Genomic DNA, 14,535 nt, shown 5'->3' on the forward strand with positions numbered 1-14,535 from the left:
AGCACCCGGAGCTCGTAGGCGAACACCGCGAGCACCAGCGCCACGCAGCCCCAGACGAGCAGCGTGAAGGCGAGGGCGCTAATCATCGCCCACCTCCAGCGCGCCGGCGTCGGCGAGCCGGGCCGTGTCGAAGCGGGCAGTCGAGAGCCGGGTCGCGACGACCGTCAGGAGCGCCGAGACGCCAGCCGCGGCGAGGAAGGCGTTGAAGAACGACCGGGGAAGCGGGAGCGCCACGGGCGTCAGCGGGAACAGCGCCACGCCGGCGAGCAGGCCCGCGAGCGCGCTGGCGAGCGCGCCCGTCCCCGTGAGCCGCGGGGTGTAGAGCCCCGCGAGCAGGGGGACGAACGTCGCGGCGGCGAGCAGGTCCGCGGTGAGGAACACCGCGAGGACGCTGTACCCCTGTGCCCCGACGAACGCCGCGGCGAGCGCGACGACGGCGGTGAGCGCGCGGGCACTCCGGGTGAGCGTCGCGTCGCTCGGCGAGTCGAGGAGCCGCGAGAGGTCCGCGGTGACGAGACTCGAGATCGCGTTGAACAGCGTGTCGGCGGTGGACGCCACCAGCAGGACGGCGACGAGGACCACGGCGAGGACGACCCACTCGGGGAACGCCTCGCTCACGAGGAGGAAGAAGGCGATGGAGGCCTCCCCCTCCCCGACCACACCGAGCCCCGCGGCGGCGACGCCGAACAGCCCCGCCAGGAGGACCATCGGGACGACGGCGACGGCGGCCACCCGGAACGCGCGGGTGAGGGTGGCGTCGTCCTGCGCGGCGTAGATGCGCTGCCACCACGCCTGGTTCAGCATCTCCGCGCCGAGGATGGCGACGGCGACGTAGACGCCGAAGGTGACCCCGGGGAGGAAGCCCGGGGAGAGGAGCTGGGGGTTGCTCGCGGCGACGGCCGCGTGGACCTCGCTCGGCCCCCCGAGCGCGAGGATGCCGCCCGCGAAGCCGACGGCGAGCAGGGGGAGGAGGACGAGCGTCTGGGCCGTGTCCGTCACCATGCTGGCCGTGAGCCCGCCGTAGCCGGTGTAGAGGAGGACGAACCCCCCGACGAGCGCGGCGGTCTGCCAGGCGGGCACCCCGGCGACGAGCGCGAGCGCGCCCGTGATACCCGTGAGTTCGGCGGCGAGGAAGACGAACATGTATGCGACGCTCACGCAGAGCACGTAGGCGTGCATCGCCCGGCCGTAGCGCGCTCGGGCGTACTCGGTGAGCGAGTGGCCCTCGGGGATGAGCTGTCGGATGCGCGGCCCGAGGTGAGCGTACGCGAGGAGCGGGATGGCGCTCCCGAGCGCGTAGCCGAGGACGGCCGCGAGCCCGCCGAACGCCGCGCCCGCCTCCGCCGGCGCGAACAGTATCCACGCCCCCATCGAGGAGGCGATGAGCGTTGCCGTGAGCGTCCCCGCCCCCGCGGTGTCCCGCGCGGTGAGGAACGACTCGATGTCACCCACGCGGCCCCGGGAGTAGGCGACCCCGAGCGCCGCGAACGCCGCGAGCGTGAGCACCGTCGCGGCGAGGGCAGTCGTCGTCGTGACCATACCTCCGCTCTCCCGTGCGAGAACTAATAATTGGTGGTATTACCGGAGAATAACCCGGCGCCGAACATCCCGGGGCAGCGGCTGTCCCCGACCTCAAAAGTCCTCGGCCGGGGCTGGCACGCCCTCGTCGACGACGTTCAGGTCGAACTCACGTTGGAGGGTCTGGATGCGGTCGCGGATGTCGGCGGCGAGTTCGAACTCCAGGTTGTCCGCGGCGGCCTGCATTCTCCCTTCGAGCTGTTCGACGAGCTCCTGGGCCTCGTCCGCGTCGTCGGCCTCCAGCGAGCTGACGCCGCCCGTCTTCGTTTTGGAGCCGGGGAGGTTCGTCTCGCCCACCTCCTTCTCGATGGTCGTGGGCGTGTAGCCGTGCTCCTCGTTGAACTGCTGCTGGATGCGGCGACGGCGCTGGGTCTCCTCGATGGCGGCGTTCATCGCGTCCGTGCGCTCGTCGGCGTAGAGGACGACCTCGCCGTTGACGTTTCGAGCCGCGCGACCCATCGTCTGGACCAGCGTCGTCTCCGAGCGGAGGAACCCCTGCTGGTCGGCGTCGAGGATGGCGACGAGCGAGACTTCGGGGATGTCCAATCCTTCGCGCAGGAGGTTGATGCCGACGAGTACGTCGATCTCCCCCAATCGGAGGGAACGGATGATCTCGTGGCGCTCCAACGTATCGGTCTCGTCGTGCATGTACGCCACCTCGACACCCGCCTCCTCGAGGTACTCCGTGAGGTCCTCGGCCATCCGCTTGGTGAGGGTGGTGACGAGGGTGCGCTCGTCGCGGTCGATGCGCTCGTCGATGCGGTTCATGAGGTCGTCGACCTGCCCCGTCGCCGACGTGACCTCCACCTCGGGGTCGACGAGGTGGGTCGGCCGGACGATCTGTTCGACCACCTGCTCGGAGTGTTCGCGCTCGTAATCCCCGGGCGTCGCGGAGACGAACAGCGTTCGGCCGGTCTTCTCGCGGAACTCCTCGAACGTCAGCGGGCGGTTGTCGTAGGCGGTGGGGAGCCGGAAGCCGTTCTCCACGAGCGAGTCCTTTCTCGATTTGTCGCCCGCGAACTGGCCCTTGATCTGGGGGAGCGTGACGTGCGACTCGTCGACGACACAGAGGAAGTCGTCGGGGAAGTAATCCAAGAGGGTGTACGGCGGGTCGCCCGACTCCCTGTCCGAGAGATGCAGCGAGTAGTTCTCGATGCCCGAACAGTAGCCGGCTTCCCGGAGCATCTCGATGTCGAAGGTGGTGCGCTCCTCGATGCGCTGGGCCGCCACCAGATCGCCCTGTCGCTCGAAGTACTTCACCCGGGACTCCATCAGCTCCTCGATCTCCCCGATGGCCTGCTCCAGTTTCTGCTCGGGGATGGAGTAGTGTTCCGCGGGGTGCACGAGCACGGCTGGCTCCTCGCTTTTCACCTCGCCTTCCAGTGTATCGACCTTCAGCATCCGGTCGATCTCGTCGCCCCAGAACTCGACCCTGACCGCGTAGCGGCCGTACATCGGGAAGATCTCGACCGTGTCGCCGCGCACGCGGAACGTGCCCTGCGTGAACTCCACGTCGTTGCGCTCGTAGTTCAGGTCGACCAGCTGGGCGAGCAGTTCGTCGCGGTCGATCCGTTGGCCCTGTTCGAGCCGCAGCGCCATCTCCTCGTAGTTCGCGGGGTCACCCAGTCCATAAATAGCGGAGACGCTCGCGACGACGATGACGTCGTCGCGGGTGAGGAGCGACCGGGTGGCGGAGTGGCGCAGCCGGTCGATCTCCTCGTTGATTGACATCTCCTTGTCGATGTAGGTGTCCGTCTGCTCGACGTAGGCCTCCGGCTGGTAGTAGTCGTAGTAGGAGACGAAGTACTCGACGGCGTTGTCCGGGAACAGATTGCGGAACTCCTCGTACAGCTGGGCGGCGAGCGTCTTGTTGTGCGCGAGCACGAGCGTCGGCGTCTGGAGCTCCTCGACGAGCCAGGAGACGGTGTTCGTCTTCCCCGATCCCGTGACGCCCAGCAAGGTCTGGTCGGCCATCCCCTCGCGGTAGCCCGCGGCGAGCTGGGCGATGGCCTCGGGCTGGTCGCCCGCGGGCTCGAAGGGGGCGTCGACCCGGAACGGTTTCGCCTCGTTCGGCGTGTCAGGCTGGAGGGGCCCGCTATCACTCATTGTCCGGGATGGGAGTCGTGGACACTTGAGCCGTGCGCTCGCCTACCCCCGGACGTGGAGGCCGACGGCACAGCAGAAGGCGACGAACGCGACGCCGGCCGCCAGCGCGAACGCGACCCGGTAGCCGGCGACGGAGTAGACCGGCGCGCCACCGATGGTCCGGCCCGTGGCGTAGGAGTCCAGAATCAAGCCCATCGCGGTCGGGAGGACGGCCGCCCCGGTGAACCCGATCGTGTTGATGGTGCCCGTCGAGACGCCGGAGGCCGCGGCGGGGTGCCGTTCCTTCACGACGGCATACGAGAGCGCGTAGGCCCCAGCGAGAAAACCGCCGGCGAAGAAGCAGACCCCGACCACGGCGAGCGGGGGGTCGCCGAGCAGGGCCAAGAGGGCGAACGCGCCCATGTAGAGCCCCATGCCGGTGACGATGACCTCCGTGCGACGGCCGAGCCGATCCGAGATGGCGCCGACGACGGGTGGGCCGACGAGCAGGCCCGCGCTCCCGAGGAGGGTGAACGTCGAGGCTCCCGTCACCGGGAGGCCGTAGGTCTGGACGACGTACGGGACCCCCCACAGCCCGAAGACGGTGACGTTGATGCCCGTCCCCGCGAACAGCACGAGCCCCGCGAGCCACGTCTCGGGCTCGCGGAGGACGCGCCGGACGTTCCCCGCGACCTCCCGCAGGCGAGGGGCCTCCGGGGTCGGGACCCCGTGGATGGGTTCGTAGCCCGCGTCCGCGGGGGAGTCACGCGCGACGAGGACGACGAGGACGGCGAGGAGCAGTCCCAGAAGCGCCACGCCGGTCATCGTCTCACGCCAGCCGAACGCGGTGACGGCCAGCGCGAGCGGCGTGGTGGCGAGGATGCCACCGAAGCCGGCGACGGCGATGGTGAGCCCCGACATCCGGGCGAACTCGCCGGGACGGAACCAGTTCGCACAGAACCGGAGGATGGCGATGAACAGGAACGACGCGCCCACGCCGATGAGCGCGCGGGCCGCGAGCGCCATGGGATAGGACGGAGCGAGCGCGAACGCGAGGCCGCCGACGGCGAAGGTGACGGTGCCGCCCGCGACGCTCCAGCGCGCGCCCGCGCGGTCCGCGACGACCCCTGCGGGGAGCTGGAGCAGCGCGTACACGACGAAGAACATCGCGTGGAGGGTGCCGAGTTCGGCCCCCGAGGCGTCGAACGCGACGGCGAGCGACTCGGAGAGGACGGCCGTAGAGAGCCGATAGATTGCAACGAGCGCGTACGCGCACGCGAGGACGGCGAACACGAACCAGCGGCGGCGCTCCGGGGTCACACAGGGGGTCCGCGGAGCGGCGGGAAAAGGCTACCCGTCCGCGCAACGGGCTACGGCTCGAACGGGAGGAGGTCGGCGTCGGCCGCCCGCCACCAGCGGGCCTCGGGTCGGGTCGGGTGTCGCCGACGCATGTGGGCCCGGAGGGTCGGCCCGTCCTCGAACTCGCGGCCACAGCGCCGACAGCGATAGTGCGCCATGAGTACGGTAGGCGCTCGACGGGCATGACGACAGCGGACGAAAACCGACTCGACAGCCGTCGAAACCGCCGGTATCGCCCAAAAGACAAGAGTTAACGGTGGCGCCCTCGCGGTTTCGAACGATTATGACGAAGGTTAGCATCATCGGCGCTGCCGGGACCGTCGGTGCCGCCGCGGGGTACAACCTCGCGCTTCGCGACGTGGCCGACGAACTCGTCTTCGTGGACATCCCGAAGATGGAAGAGAAGACCATCGGGCAGGCCGCGGACACGAACCACGGCATCGCCTACGACTCGAACACCCGCGTCGTGCAGGGCGACTACTCCGCGACGGAGGGCTCCGACGTGGTCGTCATCACGGCCGGCATCCCCCGCAAGGAGGGCCAGACCCGCATCGACCTCGCGGGCGACAACGCCCCCATCATGGAGGACATCGGCTCCTCGCTCGCCGAGTACAACGACGATTTCGTCTCCATCACCACCTCGAACCCCGTCGACCTCCTCAATCGGCACCTGTACGAGGCCGGCGACCGCGACCGCCACAAGGTCATCGGCTTCGGCGGCCGACTCGACTCCGCGCGCTTCCGCTACGTGCTCTCCGAGCGCTTCGACGTCCCCGTGAAGAACGTCGAGGCCACCATCCTCGGCGAGCACGGCGACGCACAGGTCCCCGTCTTCTCGAAGGTCCGTGTCGACGGCAACGACCCCGAGTTCTCCGCCGACGAGAAGGAGGAGATCCTCGGTGACCTCCAGGAGTCCGCGATGGACGTCATCTCCCGGAAGGGCGCGACCCAGTGGGGCCCGGCGACGGGCGTCGCCCACATGGTCGAGGCCGTCCTCGACGACACCGGCGAGGTGCTCCCCGGGTCGCTCAAGCTCGACGGCGAGTTCGGCTACGAGGACACCGCCTTCGGCGTCCCCGTCAAGCTCGGCGCGAACGGCATCGAGGAGGTCGTCGAGTGGGAGCTCGACGACTACGAGCAGGAGCTGATGGACGACGCTGCCGAGAAGCTCCGCGACCAGTACGACAAGATCGCGTAAGTCGGTCCCCCTATTCTCGCCGCGGCTCGGTTTCGGGAACGCGCTCCCCGACGAACCCCGCCCACTCCGGGACGTGTGACTGCTCCTCTCGAGTCATGGCTCTCAGTGGGGGGAATCTCGACGGAGATATATAACGATTGTGCCGTCTTTGAGATGATTGGTGTTTGTTCGGGCGTTTCTGTTCTGGCCGTGCCACCGTCGCGGTGTTTTACCGGTTAGCCAATACCACCTCGAAAGCCCCAGCTACCTATTCTGCTACCGGGTCCGCCAACACCGGATAGAAAGCCCCCGCTCTCTCGACTCGGTACGGCGGGTGCGCTCCTCGTCGCTCACTCCGTTCGCTCCTGCGGTGCTTTCCCGTCCGTTCCTTCGCCGAGAGAGCGGCCCCTTTCAGTCCCACCTCCGCGATAGCTTGCCGACCAGCCGACCCGCGATGGCCTGCTCAACAATCGACCCAGGTGGGACTGAAAGGGGCCCGGCGCTCGCGCCGGAGGGGAGTCGGTGCGCGAGCCCTATTCGCGAAGCGAATATCTCGCGCAGCGACCGCGAGCGTCCGGGGGGCTTTCTACCTGTTATCGGCGGTCGCAGCACTCGAAACGCCGTCGCTAAAGAAGAGACCGTTCGCAGAGAAACGAAAGTCAGAATTTAAACAACCTGCTCGCCGTCGTCGTCGAACACCTTTATCGCGTCCACGGGACACACCCGCGCCGCGAACTGGGCGTCGAACTCCGCGTCCGCGGGGATCTCACGGACGAACACGTCCTCCTCGGTCTCCTCGCTCCCCTCGAGGTCGGCTTTCCCCTCCTCTAAGTTCTTCTCGAAGGCGTCCCACTCCGCGACACACTGGTACATCCCGATACAGACGTCCCGGTCGAACTCGATGCGCATACCCGGGGTTCGACGGGGGGAAGGAAAGAGATGCCGACGCACGGGGGGCGAAGCGACCTTTTAAACGCGATGACGGCCAAACGCCGGTACATGGACGTTGCGGACATCCCGGCCGTCCCGGAGTGGCTCCCCGACCACCTCCGTGCGGACGGCATCGAATCGCTCTATCCGCCCCAGGCGGAGGCCGTCGAGCGCGGCGTCACCGAGGGGGAGAGCCTCGTCGCCTCCATCCCCACGGCGTCGGGGAAGACCCTCATCGCCGAGCTGGCGATGCTCTCGGCCGTCCAGCGCGGCGGGAAGGCCCTCTACATCGTCCCCCTGCGCGCGCTCGCCTCGGAGAAGAAAGCCGAGTTCGAGGCCTTCTCCGAGTACGACATCTCGGTGGGCGTCTCCACCGGGAACTACGAGTCCTCCGGCGAGTGGCTCTCCTCGGTGGATATCGTCGTCGCCACCTCCGAGAAGGTGGACTCGCTGGTCAGAAACGGTGCGCCGTGGATCGACGATCTGGACTGTGTGGTCTCCGACGAGGTCCACCTCGTGGACGACCCCAATCGTGGACCAACGCTGGAGGTCACGCTCGCGAAGCTCCGCCAGCGCAACCCCGACCTGCAGGTCGTGGCGCTCTCCGCGACGGTGGGGAACGCCGCGGAGTTGGCGGAGTGGCTCGACGCGAACCTCGTCGACTCGACGTGGCGACCCATCGAGTTGCGAAAGGGGGTCCACTACGGGCAGGCGCTCCACTTCGACGACGGCTCGAAGCGGGAGCTACGAGTCAAGAGCGGGGAGAAGGCCACCGCGGCCATCCTGCGTGACACCATCGCCGACGAGCTGGACGAAGAGGGGAACGTCACCGAGGAGGGGGGGAGCGCCCTCGTCTTCGTCAACTCCCGAAGAAACGCGGAGGCCGCGGCCCGACGGCTGGCCTCCACGACCAGTAAGTTCCTCGACGGGGACGAGCTCGCAGCGCTGAAGACGGTCGCAGACGAGATTCGGGGCGTCTCCGACACCGAGACGAGCCAGGATTTAGCCGAGGCCGTGGAGCAGGGGGCGGCGTTCCACCACGCGGGGCTGGCGAGCGAGCACCGCTCGCTCGTGGAGGACGCGTTCCGCGACCGGCTCCTGCGAGTGGTCTGTGCCACCCCCACCCTCGCCGCGGGTGTGAACACTCCTTCGAGGAGAGTCATCGTCCGCGACTGGCGCAGATACGACGGGAACGCGGGCGGGATGGCCCCGCTCTCCGTGCTCGAGGTCCACCAGATGATGGGCCGCGCGGGGCGACCGGGGATGGACCCCTACGGCGAGGCCGTCCTGCTCGCGAACAGCCACGACGAGCTCGACGAGCTGTTCGAACGGTACGTCTGGGCCGACCCCGAGGCCGTCCGGTCGAAGCTCGCCGCGGAACCCGCGATGCGGACGCACCTGCTCGCCACCATCGCCTCGGGGTTCGCGGACTCACGGGAGGGACTGCTCGAGTTCCTCGGCGAGACGCTGTACGCGACCCAAACTGATGGACAGGCTCGCATCGAGCGCGTGATGGACGACATGCTCGCGTACCTCCGGGTGAACGACTTCATCGCGGAGGAGGGCGGGCGACTGAAGGCGACCCCGCTCGGCCACACCGTCTCCAGACTGTATCTCGACCCGATGAGCGCGGCGACGGTCATCGACGGGCTGGAGAGCGCGGAGGACCCGACCGCGATGGGGCTGTATCACCTCGTCTGCCGCACCCCCGACATGTACGAACTCTACCTCCGGTCGGGCGAGCGCGAGGAGTACACGATGCTCGCGTACGAGCGCGAGACGGAGTTCCTGGGAGAGTTCCCCTCGGAGTTCGAAGAGCGGTTCGACGACTGGCTCTCCGCGCTGAAGACCGCGCGCCTCCTGGAGGACTGGGCGGGCGAGGTGGACGAGGACCGCATCACCGAGCGCTACGGGGTCGGCCCGGGCGACGTGCGCGGGAAGGTCGATACCGCGGAGTGGCTGCTCGGCGCCGCCGAATCGCTCGCCGGCGAACTCGGCCTCGACTGTACCGTCGCCGTGCGGGAGGCGAAGAAGCGCGTCCAGTACGGCGTGCGAGACGAGCTCATCGACCTCGCGGGCGTGCGCGGGGTCGGGCGCAAGCGTGCGCGACGACTGTTCGAGGCCGGCATCGAGACCCGGAGCGACCTCCGGAACGCCGAGAAAGGGGTCGTGCTCGCCGCGCTCCGGGGGCGCCGGAAGACCGCGGAGAACGTGCTGGAGAACGCCGGCCACCCGGAGCCGTCGATGGAGGGGGTTCGCCCCGACCCGGACGCCGCGCCGGCGGCGGAAGTGGATGGCGGGGATGCGGACGAAGCGACCGAGACGGGCGACGACCAGGCCAGCCTGGGTGATTTCTGATGGCGCTGGTCGAGGGGGTCGCGACGGTGACGGACGTGGGCGCGTTCGTGGCGACGCTGGCCGACATCGAGGACGAGACGGGGGCGACGGTGCAGGCGTTCGACGCGCGGTACGTCGTCGGCGAGGAGCATCTCGCGTTCGCGCTGGAGCTCGCGGACCGCGAGCGGGAGCGGGGCCACGCCATCGCCCGCGACCGGGGGATGGAGGTGCTGCTCTACGCGGCGGGGCGCCGCCAGATCGACCGCGCGCTCACGATGGGCGTCGCGGCTGGGGAGACACCCGTCGTGGTGCTCGTCGACGGGGGCGACGAGGCCGCGGCGGTCGCGGCGGTCGAGGACCTGCTCACCCCGGCGGAGACGCTGGGGGCCTACGACGAGGACCGGGTGTGTGACTACTTCGGCATCTCGGAGACGGAGCGCGAGGCGACGGCGGCGCCGCTGGGCGCACTGGTGCGCGAGCGGGTGGCGCTGCTCGTCGTCGAGCGGTAAGGGGACGACGGTCGCCACCAGCGTTTTCCGGGCGGCGGCCGTCGATGACGAGAGGTGGTTCACATGACCGACCCACAGCGGACGGCACGCCATCGACAGCAGGAACGCGCGGAACACGTCGAACACATCCTCGAGCAGGTGCCCGACGAGGAGGGTGCGTACCCGACGAACTCGGACGAACTCGCCATCGACTACCGGGCGGCCGAGACCGACCTCGTGAACGAGACGGAGACGCTCGCGGACGCGCTCGACCGGCTCGCGGACAACTACGACACGTTCGCCGACCCCGAGGAGGCACGGGCGGCGCTCACCGACGAACTCCGGCGCGACGAGCGGTTCGACGAGGTCTTCTCGAACTAGGCGGGGAGGTCGTCGATGAGGACGACCGCCTCGCCGTCGATGACGATGGTCTCACCTTTGAGGACGGTCGTCCGGAGGCGGAACCGGTCGTGACCCAGGTCCTCGACGATCTCCACTTCGGCGGTCACCTCGTCCCCGAGCCGGACGGGAGCCTGGAACTCCAGCTCCTGTGAGAGGTAGATGACGCTCCCGGGCAGGCGCGCGAGCGCCGCCGAGATGAGCCCGGCCACGAGCGTGCCGTGGACGATGCGGCCGTCGAACCGGCTCTCGCGGGCCCACTCCCTGTCGAGGTGGATGGGGTTGGTGTCACCGGACGCGAGGGCGAACCGGCCCACGTCCGCCTCCGTGAGCGTCTTGGCGAATCGGACGCTGTCACCGACGGTCGGTTCGGGACCGGCGATCTGCCGTTCGACGGTCCACTCCTCGAGGTCACTGTCGGGTTCGATACTGATGGTTTCGGCCGGCTCCGCCGCATCGACGGAGACACCGAACGCCGCTGCCGTTGCCCGGTTCGCTTCCAACATGGCGTCGAGCACCACGGTCGAGGTGCGCGACCACATGTCGAACAGCGGGTGCGAGGTCGTACTCATCTAGCGAACGGATACGATAGTTGACTACTAAAGGGTGGTGGTCAAGGTCTGCCATACTCCACTCGATGGCAACAGATGGTAACAGATGGTATTCAGGGGAAGATTTATAGCCTTGAAGGTAGTTAGTGGTGATATCGGATGACCGACGAGAATGACGGCATGATGTGGCCCCCGAACGTCTTCAAGGCGTTCCAGGAGGCACAGGAGCAGGCAGTGGGTCAGCAGCAGGAGTTCATGCAGCAGCTGCTCGGTGGCAGTTCGGGCATGGGCTCGCTCGGCACCCAGCTGGGTGCGATGAGCCAGCTCGCGACCTTCAAGACCCGCGTCCAGTCCGGCGGCCGCATCTCCATTCCCGATGCCGAGCGCGAGGCGCTCGACATCGAGGAAGGTGACATCGTGCAGACAGTCGTCATCCCGGTCAAACGCAACCGACGTGATTCCAAATGAGTCAGTACACTACCCCCATCACCGCAGCCTTCGAGATGCAGCGCACCACGATCAAGCAGAGCCAGGAAGCCATCCAGAACGGCGTCGAGTTCCAGAAGCGCGTCAACGACGCGATGCTCGACGGCTTCGACTCCACGGAGCAGGCCCAGAAGCAGGGCGTCGCCTTCACGCAGGAGGCGCTCCACGCCTACTTCGACGCCGTCGAGGCGACCGTCCCCGGCTCCGCCGGCGCGCTCCAGCAGGTCCGTGAGACCGTCGACGAGCAGTTCGCCCAGCTCGAGGAGAGCCACACCGAGGCGTTCGACGCCGTCGAGGCCGAGTTCGAGAAGGGCATCGACGCCTACGACGAGGCCCTGAGCGAGTACCTCGGCTTCCTCAACGAACAGCTCGAGCAGCTGCTCGAGAACCACGAGCAGTTCGAGGACCAGACGGTCGAGGCGCTGGAGGAGTCCGTCGCCCAGTTCGAGGAGGTCCAGCACCAGCTCGAAGCCCAGGGCGAGGAGATGCAGGCCCGCTTCGAGGAGCAGACCGAGCGCTTCCAGGGCCAGCTCAAAGAGCAGTTCGAGGAGTTCCAGGGCCAGCTCTCGGAGATGCAGGGCCGCGTCGAGGAGCTGCAGGACGCCGAGTAACGACCTTCGATTTTATTTCGGGCGCGTGCCCAATGACAACCCATGACAGATAACGAGATGCAAGAGCAGTGGAACCGCATGGTAGAGAACATGAACCAGGCCGTCGCCGAGTCCGTGGAGCAGAACATGGACGCACAGGCCCGGTTCATGGAGGCCTGGGCGGAGACGATGGACCAGTCGATGCCCGACGAGGACGCGATGGAGGACTCACTCGAGTCGTACAACGCGGCCTACTCCGTCTGGATGGACGCCGCCGACCGGATGTTCGAGCGGCTCACCGACGCCGCCGAGGGCGAGGACGTGGCCGTCACGGAGTTCCGTGACATCTGGCTGCAGTCCGCCAACGAGGCCTTCAAAGAAGTCATGGGCACGACCGCGTTCGCTGCCGCCACGGGCAACGTCGTCGAGTCGATGATGGAGCTCCAGCGCGAGGCCGAGGACGTCTCGCAGGACACCCTCACGCGCATGGGCCTACCCACGCGTGACGACATGGACGAGGTCGGCGAGCGACTCATCGAGTTAGAGCGTCGGCAGCACGCCGTCGAGAAGAAGCTCGACCGCGTCTTGGAGCATCTGGAGGAGTGAGATGGCGAACGAACAGCTGAACCCGTTCGCGCTCGCGCTCAACACCCAGCGGGAGCTACTCGAGGCCTCCGTCGAGAGCGTCGAGAAGGCCAACGTCGCCGAGGACCAGCTCGACACGATGGACGCCGTCGAGGTCGGCCAGACCCCGAGTGAGGTCGTCTACACCGAGAACAAACTGGAGCTGCTCCACTACGAGTCGCAGTCCGAGGAGCAACACGAGGTCCCCATCCTCATCGTCTACGCGCTCATCAACAAGCCGTACATCCTCGATCTGCAGCCGGACCGCTCGGTGGTCCGGCGGCTGCTGGAGGCGGGCCACGACGTGTATCTCATCGACTGGAACGAGCCCTCGCGGCTCGACCAGCACCTCACCATCGGCGACTACGTCAACCGCTACATCGACAACTGCGTCGACGAGGTGTGTAAGCGCTCGGACCAGGACTCGATCAACGTCCTCGGCTACTGCATGGGCGGGACGCTCTCGGTCATGTACGCCGCGCTCCACCCGGAGAAGGTCCGGTCGCTCGGGCTGATGGCCGCCGGCCTCTGTTTCGACGGGACTGGCGGGATGCTCGAACTCTGGGGCTCCGAGGAGTACTACGACCCCGAGGACATCACGGAGACGTTCGGCAACATGCCCGCGGAACTGCTCGACGTCGGGTTCGCGCTCATGGACCCCGTCTCCAACTACGTCTCGAAGTACGTCCGGCTGTACGACAACATCGAGAACGACGACTTCGTCGAGAACTTCGCGCGGATGGAGAAGTGGCTCTCGGAGGGGATCGACCTCGCGGGGGACACCTACGTGGAGTTCCTGCGTGAGGTCTACCAGCGGAACAGCCTCTACGAGAACACCTACGAGCTCGACGGCGAGAAGGTGGACGTCCGGAACATCGACATGCCGGTCCTCCAGATCGTCGGCGAGTACGACCACCTCATCCCGCCGGAGTCCTCGAAGCCGTTCAACGACGTGGTCGGGTCGGACGACGTGACCACCATCGAGTACCCCACGGGCCACATCGGCCTCGCCGTCTCCGGCTCCTCCCACCGCGACGTGTGGCCGAAGGTGGCGGAGTGGTACTTCGAGAAGTCCCCCGTCGAGGAGGAGCTCGACGTGGAGGCGGCCGAGGGAGCCGCCGAGGACTCGGGCGAAGCCGACCTCGACGCCGAGGCGTTCGAGCCCGCGGAGACGGAGGGCGCCGACCTGGAGCGGATCGACGGGATCGGCCCGACGTACGCCGAGCGGCTCATCGACGCCGGCATCCACACGGTCGCCCAGCTCCGCGAGGCGGACCCCGAGACCGTCGCCGAGGCGGCGAAGGTGGGCGTCGCTCGCGCTGAAGACTGGATCGAGCAGGCGAACGAGTAACCCCTCGTTCCCCCCACAGTTCCCTTTTTAACGGCAGTCGGCGAGAGCCGGTGCCTCCGTCGACGGCATCGAGAGCCACGCGTCCTCCCGGGCGATGTCGGCGATTACGAGCGACCCCGCGTCGACGGCGGTCATGACTTCGCTCTCGGCCGGTGCGGACGTGGCTGCCGTATCCGGTGCCATGCTTGTCATTAGTTACCACTCCTTATATAAACATGACGATGCGACAGACGGATCCCGTCGGTTCCTCGGGAACACGGCGAACGAAAACCGACAGAGGGCGACGTATTACGTCATTGTTTATCAGGGATGGTAAAATCCAGATTTTAGCAAACGACACCTATAATCGGTCGTATTCATAAGACATCTGTGGACGTATGGCACGTTCGGTAAACGAACAGATGACAAACACAAAGCACCGACGCGTGTGGCGGGGCTATAACGGTAAATTTAACCACATACACTAAAAACGGACCATCGGAATGTCAGACAGTAACAGCCTTCGCTCTTCGGAAGCAGATTGTTGGTCGGGTAGAGCTGGCGCTGTGAAAGCGTAGCGGGCAAGGGTGACGCGACAGCG

At 67.4% G+C, this 14,535-nt stretch carries 15 protein-coding genes; 8 read left to right on the forward strand and 7 right to left on the reverse strand.

From position 1 onward, the window contains the following. Positions 1-78: 78 nt before the first annotated feature. From ACQUQR_RS09585 to ACQUQR_RS09600, 4 genes are all read right to left on the reverse strand, one after another. The gene (locus ACQUQR_RS09585) at positions 79-1,539 is read right to left on the reverse strand and encodes a sodium:solute symporter family transporter (RefSeq protein ID WP_435196240.1); all 1,461 of its coding nucleotides are present in this window, start codon (positions 1,537-1,539) and stop codon (positions 79-81) included. A gap of 93 nt (positions 1,540-1,632) precedes the next feature. Then, a complete protein-coding gene (gene uvrB, locus ACQUQR_RS09590) occupies positions 1,633-3,684 on the reverse strand; it encodes an excinuclease ABC subunit UvrB (RefSeq protein WP_435196241.1) in 2,052 nt (683 codons plus the stop codon). 42 nt (positions 3,685-3,726) lie between these two features. Then, entirely contained in the window at positions 3,727-4,983 is a 1,257-nt protein-coding gene (locus ACQUQR_RS09595) for an MFS transporter (protein ID WP_435196242.1), read from the reverse strand. A gap of 50 nt (positions 4,984-5,033) precedes the next feature. After that, positions 5,034-5,180: a hypothetical protein gene (locus ACQUQR_RS09600; RefSeq protein WP_435196243.1), complete on the reverse strand. Its 147-nt coding sequence runs from the start codon at positions 5,178-5,180 to the stop codon at positions 5,034-5,036. Positions 5,181-5,305: 125 nt separating this feature from the next. On the opposite strand from ACQUQR_RS09600, the gene mdh reads away from it, so the two are divergent. Beyond that, complete coding sequence (gene mdh, locus ACQUQR_RS09605; RefSeq protein ID WP_435196244.1) at positions 5,306-6,220, forward strand: malate dehydrogenase; 915 nt, start codon at positions 5,306-5,308, stop codon at positions 6,218-6,220. Between the two features lie 645 nt (positions 6,221-6,865). On the opposite strand, the gene ACQUQR_RS09610 is transcribed toward mdh, so the two are convergent. Then, complete coding sequence (locus ACQUQR_RS09610; protein WP_435196245.1) at positions 6,866-7,108, reverse strand: ferredoxin; 243 nt, start codon at positions 7,106-7,108, stop codon at positions 6,866-6,868. A 90-nt stretch (positions 7,109-7,198) separates the two neighbouring features. Between ACQUQR_RS09610 and ACQUQR_RS09615 the strand changes: the two genes are divergently transcribed. The 3 genes from ACQUQR_RS09615 (at position 7,199) to ACQUQR_RS09625 (ending at position 10,335) form a co-directional block, all read left to right on the forward strand. Next, complete coding sequence (locus ACQUQR_RS09615; protein WP_435196246.1) at positions 7,199-9,487, forward strand: ATP-dependent DNA helicase; 2,289 nt, start codon at positions 7,199-7,201, stop codon at positions 9,485-9,487. Further along, positions 9,487-9,975, forward strand: coding sequence for a KEOPS complex subunit Cgi121 (cgi121, locus tag ACQUQR_RS09620; protein WP_435196247.1), 489 nt, complete (start codon positions 9,487-9,489; stop codon positions 9,973-9,975). The genes ACQUQR_RS09615 and cgi121 overlap by 1 nt, the downstream gene beginning before the upstream one ends. Before the next feature lie 63 nt (positions 9,976-10,038). Further along, positions 10,039-10,335: a hypothetical protein gene (locus ACQUQR_RS09625; RefSeq protein ID WP_435196248.1), complete on the forward strand. Its 297-nt coding sequence runs from the start codon at positions 10,039-10,041 to the stop codon at positions 10,333-10,335. Here the strand turns inward: ACQUQR_RS09625 and ACQUQR_RS09630 are convergent. After that, entirely contained in the window at positions 10,332-10,925 is a 594-nt protein-coding gene (locus tag ACQUQR_RS09630; RefSeq protein ID WP_435196249.1) for a MaoC family dehydratase, read from the reverse strand. The genes ACQUQR_RS09625 and ACQUQR_RS09630 overlap by 4 nt on opposite strands. Before the next feature lie 138 nt (positions 10,926-11,063). On the opposite strand from ACQUQR_RS09630, the gene ACQUQR_RS09635 reads away from it, so the two are divergent. The 4 genes from ACQUQR_RS09635 to phaC are packed head-to-tail and all read left to right on the forward strand — an operon-like array spanning position 11,064 to position 13,955. Next, on the forward strand, positions 11,064-11,372 hold the full coding sequence (locus tag ACQUQR_RS09635; RefSeq protein WP_435196250.1) for an AbrB/MazE/SpoVT family DNA-binding domain-containing protein: 309 nt from the start codon (positions 11,064-11,066) through the stop codon (positions 11,370-11,372). Beyond that, on the forward strand, positions 11,369-12,001 hold the full coding sequence (locus ACQUQR_RS09640; RefSeq protein WP_435196251.1) for a hypothetical protein: 633 nt from the start codon (positions 11,369-11,371) through the stop codon (positions 11,999-12,001). The genes ACQUQR_RS09635 and ACQUQR_RS09640 overlap by 4 nt, the downstream gene beginning before the upstream one ends. Before the next feature lie 42 nt (positions 12,002-12,043). Then, positions 12,044-12,586 carry a poly(R)-hydroxyalkanoic acid synthase subunit PhaE gene (locus ACQUQR_RS09645; RefSeq protein ID WP_435196252.1) on the forward strand — a complete coding sequence of 181 codons (543 nt, stop codon included), beginning with the start codon at positions 12,044-12,046 and terminating at the stop codon, positions 12,584-12,586. A 1-nt stretch (position 12,587) separates the two neighbouring features. Next, a complete protein-coding gene (gene phaC, locus ACQUQR_RS09650) occupies positions 12,588-13,955 on the forward strand; it encodes a class III poly(R)-hydroxyalkanoic acid synthase subunit PhaC (RefSeq protein WP_435196253.1) in 1,368 nt (455 codons plus the stop codon). Positions 13,956-13,982: 27 nt separating this feature from the next. On the opposite strand, the gene ACQUQR_RS09655 is transcribed toward phaC, so the two are convergent. Then, the gene (locus tag ACQUQR_RS09655) at positions 13,983-14,138 is read right to left on the reverse strand and encodes a DUF7556 family protein (protein ID WP_435196254.1); all 156 of its coding nucleotides are present in this window, start codon (positions 14,136-14,138) and stop codon (positions 13,983-13,985) included. Positions 14,139-14,535 lie beyond the last annotated feature (397 nt).

Source organism: Natronomonas sp. EA1 (genome assembly GCF_051195035.1).
Lineage (GTDB): Archaea > Halobacteriota > Halobacteria > Halobacteriales > Haloarculaceae > JBNTJV01.